We start from the raw sequence: 7,939 nt of genomic DNA, 5'->3' as shown, positions 1-7,939 counted from the left end.
GGATGATCATGATATCGTAGTCGATGTTCATGCTCAGCTTAAGAAAATGGAAGTCCTGGTCGAGCGCCTACACAGCGCACAAGCAAGGGGCTACAGCGGAAGACCCATTCGCAATGTTGTGCATATCGGTGTCGGCGGTTCCGATTTAGGGCCCCTGATGACAAATCGTGCACTATGCGACTACCCCTGTCCCGCCAGTCATCCGCTAGAGGTGTTTTTCGTTTCATCCATGGACGGTAGCCAGCTTTCGCTTCTGCTAAAGAAACTGGATGCTTCCGAAACACTGTTTGTCATTGCGTCTAAATCTTTTACCACACTAGACACGCTGGCAAATGCCGAGACCGCCAAAGACTGGATTATGGATCGCAGCAATGTGGATGAAAATCTCGTGTTGCAAAACCACTTCATCGGTATCTCAGCAAACCCAGAAAAAATGACCTCGTTTGGTATCAGCGAGGATAACCAGCTTTTGTTTTGGGACTGGGTCGGTGGACGCTACTCCATGTGGTCCTGTATCGGCTTTCCAATTGCATTACAGATCGGCGCCACTCGATTCAGAGAGTTACTTTCCGGCGCACACTGCATGGATGAACATTTTCGTTCAGCGCCGCTGGAACAAAACATCCCGGTTCTGATGGCTCTGATTGGTATATGGAATATTAATTTCCTCGATATCCATGCCCATGCAGTCCTGCCATATGATGGCCGCCTTGCCAGATTTCCTGCATATCTGGAGCAGCTGGAGATGGAAAGTAACGGCAAAAATACCACGCTTGACCTTAAAAACGTCGATTATGCTACCTGCCCGATCATCTGGGGCGAAATAGGACCCAACGCACAACACGCTTTCTATCAGCTGCTTCATCAAGGCACCGAAAAGGTGATGTGTGACTTTATTGCTCCAGCCCGCCGTTATAACGACATAGAAGAGCAAAAGGGCAGTGAAATCCTGCGCAGACAACATATTCTGGCGCTATCAAACTGTTTCGCTCAATCCCGGGTCTTAGCCTTTGGCGACCATGCCCTCGGTGAAACCGACGATTTACCGTTCTACAAGCGATACCACGGTAATCAGCCAAGCACTACAATCTTACTAGACGAGCTGACACCTTTTGCGTTGGGCCAGTTGATTGCATTGTATGAACACAAAGTATTCGCACAGTCCGTTATCTGGAATATCAACCCATTTGATCAATGGGGTGTGGAGCTGGGCAAAGTCATGGCAAGTGAAACATTGTCGGTATTGCACGGAAACAACGCTCTAACAGGGCAGAAGATGGACCCGTCAACGCTAACATTGATTAATGAAACTCTTAATCTGCAGGACAAGTAAGCTATGAAAGTCATTATTTATGGCAATAACATGTCTGCAATGGGTGCGGCTGGCGTGCTGGCTCGCACCGGCAATGCAGTATATTTGCCAATATCTTCCCATGATCTGGATAGCCGCCGAATTTCCGTAACAGAACCCGGTCTGCGGGGCCTGCTACAAAGCCAATTCGATTCCGGTCGATTACGCAGCTATGATCCTCTCCACCCTCCTGCAGATGCTGATATTCACTGGTTAACCTTAGAGTCCCAACAATACGAAGAAGCGGCAAAGATCGTAGCCGATGTAGCATCCCGTCACGAAGGACCATTGCTGTTTATCAACCAAAGTATCTTCGGTATAGGTTCAACATCACGTTTGAATGCCGTATTAGGTAATGATGAGCACAGAACTGTCGTTTATGTCCCAGATTCTCTGCGGGGCGGACGTGCGCTGGAATCATTTATTCACCCCGATCAGCTAGTGATTGGTAGTGATTCTCAGTGGGCTATCAGCAAAATCACGGCCATGTCTCGCGTACTTATGGGCCCTAACCAACGCATTCGCATCATGACACCACAAGAAGCAGAGTTTGCGACTTTGGCTCTGAATGGGATGCTGGCGATGCGTCTGAGTTATATCAATGAGCTGGCCAACTTAGCTGACAGTATGGGCATCGATATTGAGACCGTTCGCGACACCATCGCGGGGGACACCCGTATTGGTAAACACTTTCTGAATCCTGGCTGTGGCTTTGGCGGCGAGAAATTCTCGGATCACCTGCTCTTGTTTTCCGACTTCCTGAAAGAAAAGCGTCGCTCCTCCCTATTGCGTACCGTTATAGATATCAACGAACGGCAGAAAGAAACCCTGTTCAGAAAGCTTTGGCGGCATTTCCAAGGCAACCTGAAGGGCTGTAAAGTCGCTATTTGGGGAGCATCATACAAATCTGGCACCGCCGATATCCATAACGCACCCAGTCTTGCAACTATTGATGCCTGTATGGCACAAGGTGTCGAAGTACGGGTACATGATCCACTTGCACTGCAAAACTTGGCGGAACACTACAAAAATGCTGACAACTTAGTGTTATGCAGTACACCCGAGCAAGCCGCAGATGGCGCTGATGCTTTGCTGTTAATCACCGAGTGGCCTGAGTACGGCATGCGTGACTTCGATAGAATCGTCAGTAGTATGCGCCGCCCTTTGTTGCTGGATGGACGCAATGTGTATGACCCGGGCGAAATGAAAGATTACGGATTCCACTACCACGGTATTGGGCGTAAAGCAGTTTAGTTCGAATAATACAGAAATAAAAAAGGCCGTGATCAACACGGCCTTTTTTATGGTTAACGATCACAAACGTCCGTCTACCTCATCCCTCGGCAGGACAGCCTTAACATCATACAAGACATGCTGTTCTTTCCCGTAAGCGCGCAGCCCAACCCCTTTCTCTTGAAATTGACTGTGAGCAACCGCCAGTATAATCACGTCATAGTGGCCTTCTTCTGGCTCAGCAACAAGCTGCAAACCAAATTCTTGCTCTGCTTCCTCTGACGACACCCAAGGGTCATGCACATCCACATCAATGTGATATCCGCGAAGTTCCTCAACAATATCGACAACGCGGGTATTTCGAATGTCCGGGCAGTTCTCCTTGAAGCTTAGGCCCAACACCAGCGCCCTGGAACCGGCAATAGGTAGAGAGCGATCAATCATCTTCTTAACAATGGAAGATACAACATATTGGCCCATACCATCATTGATACGACGACCGGCCAGAATGACATCTGGAAAATAGCCCAGTGACTGAGCCTTATGCGTCAGGTAGTACGGGTCGACACCAATACAATGCCCTCCGACTAAACCCGGACGGAACGGTAGGAAGTTCCACTTGGTCCCAGCGGCCTCTAATACCTCCAGTGTATCAATCCCGACCTTATCGAAGATAATCGCCAACTCATTCACCAGCGCGATGTTCAGATCTCGCTGTGTGTTCTCGATAACTTTGGACGCTTCAGCGACCATAATACTGCTGGCTTTATGCGTACCTGCGGTAATAATCGTCCGATATAGATCATCTACAAAATCCGCCACTTCCGGGGTCGAGCCTGACGTCACTTTTACGATACTCGGCAATCGATGCGTCTTATCGCCAGGGTTAATCCGTTCCGGACTGTATCCAACGAAGAAATCAATGTTAAAACGTAAACCGGAGGCCTCTTCCAGCTGTGGAATACACACTTCCTCGGTTGCACCTGGGTAGACCGTTGATTCGTAAATAACGATGTCCCCCTGGCTCAACACACTGCCAATCGCAAAACTAGATTTCTGCAGCGGAGAGAGATCGGGTTGTTTATGTGCATCGACGGGTGTGGGTACAGTGACGATATAGACATTACAATCGGCAACAGCCGCCAGCTGATCTGAAAACGTGAGCATTTGTGCGCGTTTTAACTCTTCTGCTTCAACTTCCAGTGTTGAATCGCAACCCGCTTGCAGCTCAGCCACACGGTCAGCATTAATATCATAACCAACCGTATTCATGTGCCCGCCAAACTCTACAGCGAGAGGCAAGCCAACGTAGCCCAGACCCAGCACACATAACTTAACTTCATTTTGGCTGATCATGCATAACCCTTTTCGTTTTTGACCTCTAAGCGCCGTATAATAGCACGTACAACGGTGATGACCTTATGCTTGTCATCACGGATTCCTGATTACACAGAGCGACAAGATGCCCCAAAGTTCCTCAATTCGACATGCAAACGTTATCTGGAAAGAAGACACCCCGGTCTCCACTGAGTTTGACGACTTTTACTTCAACGATCAGGACGGGCTTGATGAAAGCCGATATGTTTTTCTTGAGGGGAACGCTCTGGATGAACGGTTTTCACAGCAGGATTTAAAGCAGTTCACGATCGCGGAAACAGGCTTCGGGGCAGGCTTAAACTTCCTGGCAACGCGTGAACTTTGGCTTAAAACAGCACCAGATACTGCAACGCTTCACTATATTAGCGTAGAGAAATTCCCGATCAGCCAAAAAGATTTGGCTCAGGCTTTAACTCACTGGCCAGAACTTCAACAAGGGACTGATCGCTTAGTTGAGGCCTATCCTGAGCCGATTGAAGGATTCCATCGCATCAGTTTTGACAATGGGCGAATACAACTCACACTGATGCTCATGGACGCAGTCGACGCGTACCGTCAACTGACAGTCCCCGTGGACGCATGGTTTCTTGACGGTTTTTCCCCGTCTAAGAATCCTGACATGTGGAGTAAAGATCTGCTTCAGCAGGTCGGTCGACTGAGTAAAGCGGATACTACACTGGCAACATTTACATCAGCCGGTTCCGTCAGACGCGGGCTTGAAAATGAAGGATTTAGTATACAGAAGGTTGTCGGGTTTGGGCTTAAACGCGAAATGGTGAGGGCCCGCTGCACAGCACCAAAGCAAACATCCTCAAGTGCTACGCCCTGGTTTGATCAGCCATACCCTACGTCAAGACCGTCACATGTTGTTGTAATCGGAGCCGGGGTCGCTGGGTGTTCTACTGCGTACGCACTGGCGCAACGTGGTGTAACGGTTGAACTGATTGAACGTAACGCAGACATAGCGCTGGAAGGTTCTGGAAACCAACAAGGAGCTCTCTACGCAAAACTGCCGGTGAGTCATAATACTCAAGGTCAACTACACCTCAGCGGATTACTGTACAGCCGGACTAAACTTCAGCAACTTGATCCTGAACAACAGCTCTGGTCCGACTGCGGGCTGCTGCAGCTGGCGACCAACGACAAAGAGATGAAGCGCCAACAAAGCATGATGCAACACACCTCCTTCGGTCCCAACGTTGTGCAAGCTGTTGATTCACAAGAAGCCTCAACACTGGCCGGAAACCACATTACCGCCCCGGGCATTTTCATGCCTTACGGTGGCTGGGTAAACCCCCGTTTGTTCTGCGAAACACTGATCCAGCATCCTCTGATAAACCTGCACCTGAATAAAGAGGTGACTTCACTCGAACAGTCTGCAGAGGGGGAGTGGCAGCTCCAATTAGCGGGAGGTAAGCCAATTTTTTGCTCTCAGCTCGTCATTTGTACGGCCGCAGAGGCCAAAAAACTACCACAGCTTGGCCACCTCCCGGTCAAACCTATTCGGGGACAAACCTCCCTGACGACTCAGGCAGAACCTACATTAAAAACGGTTGTCTGTGGAGACGGTTATATTTCACCCGCACTGAACGGGCAATACTGTTTTGGTGCCACTTTTGACCTCCATAACCTTAGTCTTGATATACGTCAGGATGACCATCGTGATAATCTGTACAAGTTGCGCGCAGTTTTACCTGAACTGGCTGCATCGATTGCAGAAGATTCGTTAGAAGGTCGTGCAGCTTACCGTTGTAGCACCGGAGATTATCTGCCCATTACCGGACCAGCACCCGACTATGAGGCATATATAAACGATTACGCTAAGCTTCGAACAGACAGAAAATGGAAATTCACAGATACCCCGCCGCAGCATCTTAAAGGGTTGTATCTGAATATAGGTCACGGATCAAAAGGCCTTATCACCGGTCCAATCTGTGGTGAGGTAGTTGCAGCTGGCATCCTCGGAGAACCCTTTCCGATTGAAAAATCACTACTGGATGCAATGAACCCTGCACGTTTTATTGTTAAGAATTTGATCAGAAAGTCGATATAAAGCTTAGTAGCGGCTGGAGCACTGCGTATGGCACTGGTTATTTACGATCACGGTTATCGGATACAAACGCCCAAAAAGTCAGAATTTCCCCCGACGGGCGTTAATAGATTAACGGAGCCAAGAGCTTCCCATCGAAGTGCAGATAACGAAGACAGATTTCACACTGATGGTGAGAAATTTATCCGTTACCTGCAACCTGAGCCGAAAAAGAAAGGACTGCCACCGGCAACTCCAGCGACTCAGGCTTACGTTGAAACCGAAGAAAAAGCGATCGGTCTGCCTGATCGCCGCGCTCTGTCGATCTCACACATCATGAGCTCGCCCATTCACGTCATCACTCCGGGGGCCACCATATTTGCGGCGTCACGCAAAATGGACGACCTCAACATCCGGCATCTTGTTGTGGTAAACGAGGAAAGTCAGCTGTTAGGTATGTTGTCTGAACGTGATCTACTGCGTGTAGGCAAACAATCACCCAGTTCGATAGATACCATCTACAGTAAGAAAGTTGTCGCCGCCTCTCCTGATACACAAGTACGCCAAGCGGCGCAGATCATGGTGGAATACAACATCAACTCCATCCCTGTCGTTGCGGCAGACGGCGCTGCTATCGGGGTTGTAACGCGTACCGATATGCTACATCTTTTAGTCAGTGGTCCGAATCTGGAACGCTGGGCCTGACATCACCTTTATGTGATATTTTTCCGGCCGATGGATTGGCCGGCTCTGCGCCTCCGAACAAGCGCGCTATCCAGCTAAATACGCTTTTCACGCCTCGCCATAACTTGGGTAACAGCCAGATCATCAAAACTATAAAGACGGCCAGCGCGATCAGGAAATACATCGGGGAATTCAATGCGGTCCAGAGACCACCAAGAACAATCAGATCTTCCGTAAAGGATGCGGTCCAATTTGAAACAGGCTCGGGCGAGGTGTTAATCAATACCCGACTGCCAGCTTTTGTCGCATGAGTTGCAGCAGCCAAACTGCCACCAACCAACGCCGCAGCCACTTCAACAGCAGGTGTCACATCACCCACCGCCGCGGCAGCCAATGCAGCCCCTGCCGGGATACGAATAAAGGTGTGTAGTCCATCCCATCCGGTATCAACCCCGGGGATTTTGTCCGCGAAAAACTCAACGCAATACATAAACCCGGCGGCCATCAATACCAACGGATCTGTCACCACCATAAGCTCTTCGGGCAAGGTGACATGCCCCATGTTGGACAACACACCCAACATCAGTACAGTTGCGTAAAGGTTAATACCACTGGCCCAGCCAACACCCATCGTTAAGGCGATCAGGCTTATAATCTGTTCTAACTGGTCCATAGGCAACTCCACTGACTGATATGTTTCAGTATATGTCAGCCGTTGCTGGTTACAGCTATTCCAGCAGGCTACTGGATACTATATTGCACGCGCCTTTACCCTCGCTGAACAGGATAACTGCCTCTCCGCTCACCAGAAGACGTTTTACCTGGACGATACGTTCTGCGAGCGAAATCTCTTCCGCACCGTAATCGGTACCGTCACGCGTCACATACTCTTCGATCAGCCCCTCCAACGCATCAGGACTCAATTGGTCATGGGGAATGATCATAAGGTCTCCGGATTCACGTTGTATTGCTGCAACATATCGATGAACTGGTCTTCATCCAACACAGGAACACCCAGATCATTCGCTTTGGCTAGCTTTGAGCCTGCCCCCGGTCCGGCGACAACACAATCGGTCTTTTTCGATACGCTCCCGCTCACCTTAGCACCAAGCTGCTGCAACGCTGATTTTGCTTTACTACGTGCCATCTTTTCCAACGTACCGGTCAACACATAGGTTTTCCCTTCTAACGGAAGGGTCGCACTCTCAATTACCTGCGATTCACATGACCAATGCATTCCATAGTCCAGAAGTTGAGCGTCAATG

Annotated in this window: 8 protein-coding genes; 4 read left to right on the top strand and 4 right to left on the bottom strand. The window is 49.5% G+C overall.

The genetic code is table 11. From position 1 onward, the window contains the following. Both pgi and ABYW01_RS08950 read left to right on the top strand, forming a co-directional pair. Positions 1–1,333: glucose-6-phosphate isomerase (pgi, locus tag ABYW01_RS08955; protein WP_372832178.1), on the top strand; the 1,333-nt coding region annotated here is incomplete at its 5' end. Positions 1,334–1,336: 3 nt separating this feature from the next. After that, positions 1,337–2,605 carry a nucleotide sugar dehydrogenase gene (locus ABYW01_RS08950; RefSeq protein ID WP_372832177.1) on the top strand — a complete coding sequence of 423 codons (1,269 nt, stop codon included), beginning with the start codon at positions 1,337–1,339 and terminating at the stop codon, positions 2,603–2,605. Between the two features lie 60 nt (positions 2,606–2,665). Here the strand turns inward: ABYW01_RS08950 and tviB are convergent, their stop codons facing one another. Then, on the bottom strand, positions 2,666–3,940 hold the full coding sequence (gene tviB, locus ABYW01_RS08945) for a Vi polysaccharide biosynthesis UDP-N-acetylglucosamine C-6 dehydrogenase TviB (protein ID WP_372832176.1): 1,275 nt from the start codon (positions 3,938–3,940) through the stop codon (positions 2,666–2,668). A gap of 106 nt (positions 3,941–4,046) precedes the next feature. Between tviB and mnmC the strand changes: the two genes are divergently transcribed. Further along, positions 4,047–6,014 carry a bifunctional tRNA (5-methylaminomethyl-2-thiouridine)(34)-methyltransferase MnmD/FAD-dependent 5-carboxymethylaminomethyl-2-thiouridine(34) oxidoreductase MnmC gene (gene mnmC, locus ABYW01_RS08940; RefSeq protein WP_372832174.1) on the top strand — a complete coding sequence of 656 codons (1,968 nt, stop codon included), beginning with the start codon at positions 4,047–4,049 and terminating at the stop codon, positions 6,012–6,014. A 27-nt stretch (positions 6,015–6,041) separates the two neighbouring features. After that, positions 6,042–6,695 carry an HPP family protein gene (locus ABYW01_RS08935; protein WP_372832172.1) on the top strand — a complete coding sequence of 218 codons (654 nt, stop codon included), beginning with the start codon at positions 6,042–6,044 and terminating at the stop codon, positions 6,693–6,695. Here ABYW01_RS08935 and ABYW01_RS08930 read toward each other — a convergent pair. The 3 genes from ABYW01_RS08930 to ABYW01_RS08920 form a co-directional block, all read right to left on the bottom strand. Further along, positions 6,664–7,347, bottom strand: coding sequence for a DUF4126 domain-containing protein (locus tag ABYW01_RS08930; protein WP_372832170.1), 684 nt, complete (start codon positions 7,345–7,347; stop codon positions 6,664–6,666). The two genes, ABYW01_RS08935 and ABYW01_RS08930, sit on opposite strands and share 32 nt — an antisense overlap. 55 nt (positions 7,348–7,402) lie before the next feature. Next, positions 7,403–7,618 carry a YheU family protein gene (locus ABYW01_RS08925; protein WP_372832168.1) on the bottom strand — a complete coding sequence of 72 codons (216 nt, stop codon included), beginning with the start codon at positions 7,616–7,618 and terminating at the stop codon, positions 7,403–7,405. Further along, positions 7,615–7,939: BRCT domain-containing protein (locus ABYW01_RS08920; protein ID WP_372832167.1), on the bottom strand; the 325-nt coding region annotated here is incomplete at its 5' end. The genes ABYW01_RS08925 and ABYW01_RS08920, both read right to left, overlap by 4 nt.

The sequence above is a fragment of the Pontibacterium sp. genome, assembly GCF_041587635.1.
GTDB lineage: Bacteria > Pseudomonadota > Gammaproteobacteria > Pseudomonadales > Balneatricaceae > Pontibacterium.
This window is presented reverse-complemented; position numbering and strand designations above follow the sequence as displayed.

What these genes read in the sequence shown, in the direction of transcription:
- ABYW01_RS08935 (WP_372832172.1), top strand. Translation starts at nt 6,042, where the DNA reads ATGGCACTGGTTATTTACGATCACGGTTATCGGATACAAACGCCCAAA.
- ABYW01_RS08925 (WP_372832168.1), bottom strand. Translation starts at nt 7,618, where the DNA reads ATGATCATTCCCCATGACCAATTGAGTCCTGATGCGTTGGAGGGGCTG.
- ABYW01_RS08930 (WP_372832170.1), bottom strand. Translation starts at nt 7,347, where the DNA reads ATGGACCAGTTAGAACAGATTATAAGCCTGATCGCCTTAACGATGGGT.
- ABYW01_RS08950 (WP_372832177.1), top strand. Translation starts at nt 1,337, where the DNA reads ATGAAAGTCATTATTTATGGCAATAACATGTCTGCAATGGGTGCGGCT.
- mnmC (WP_372832174.1), top strand. Translation starts at nt 4,047, where the DNA reads ATGCCCCAAAGTTCCTCAATTCGACATGCAAACGTTATCTGGAAAGAA.
- tviB (WP_372832176.1), bottom strand. Translation starts at nt 3,940, where the DNA reads ATGATCAGCCAAAATGAAGTTAAGTTATGTGTGCTGGGTCTGGGCTAC.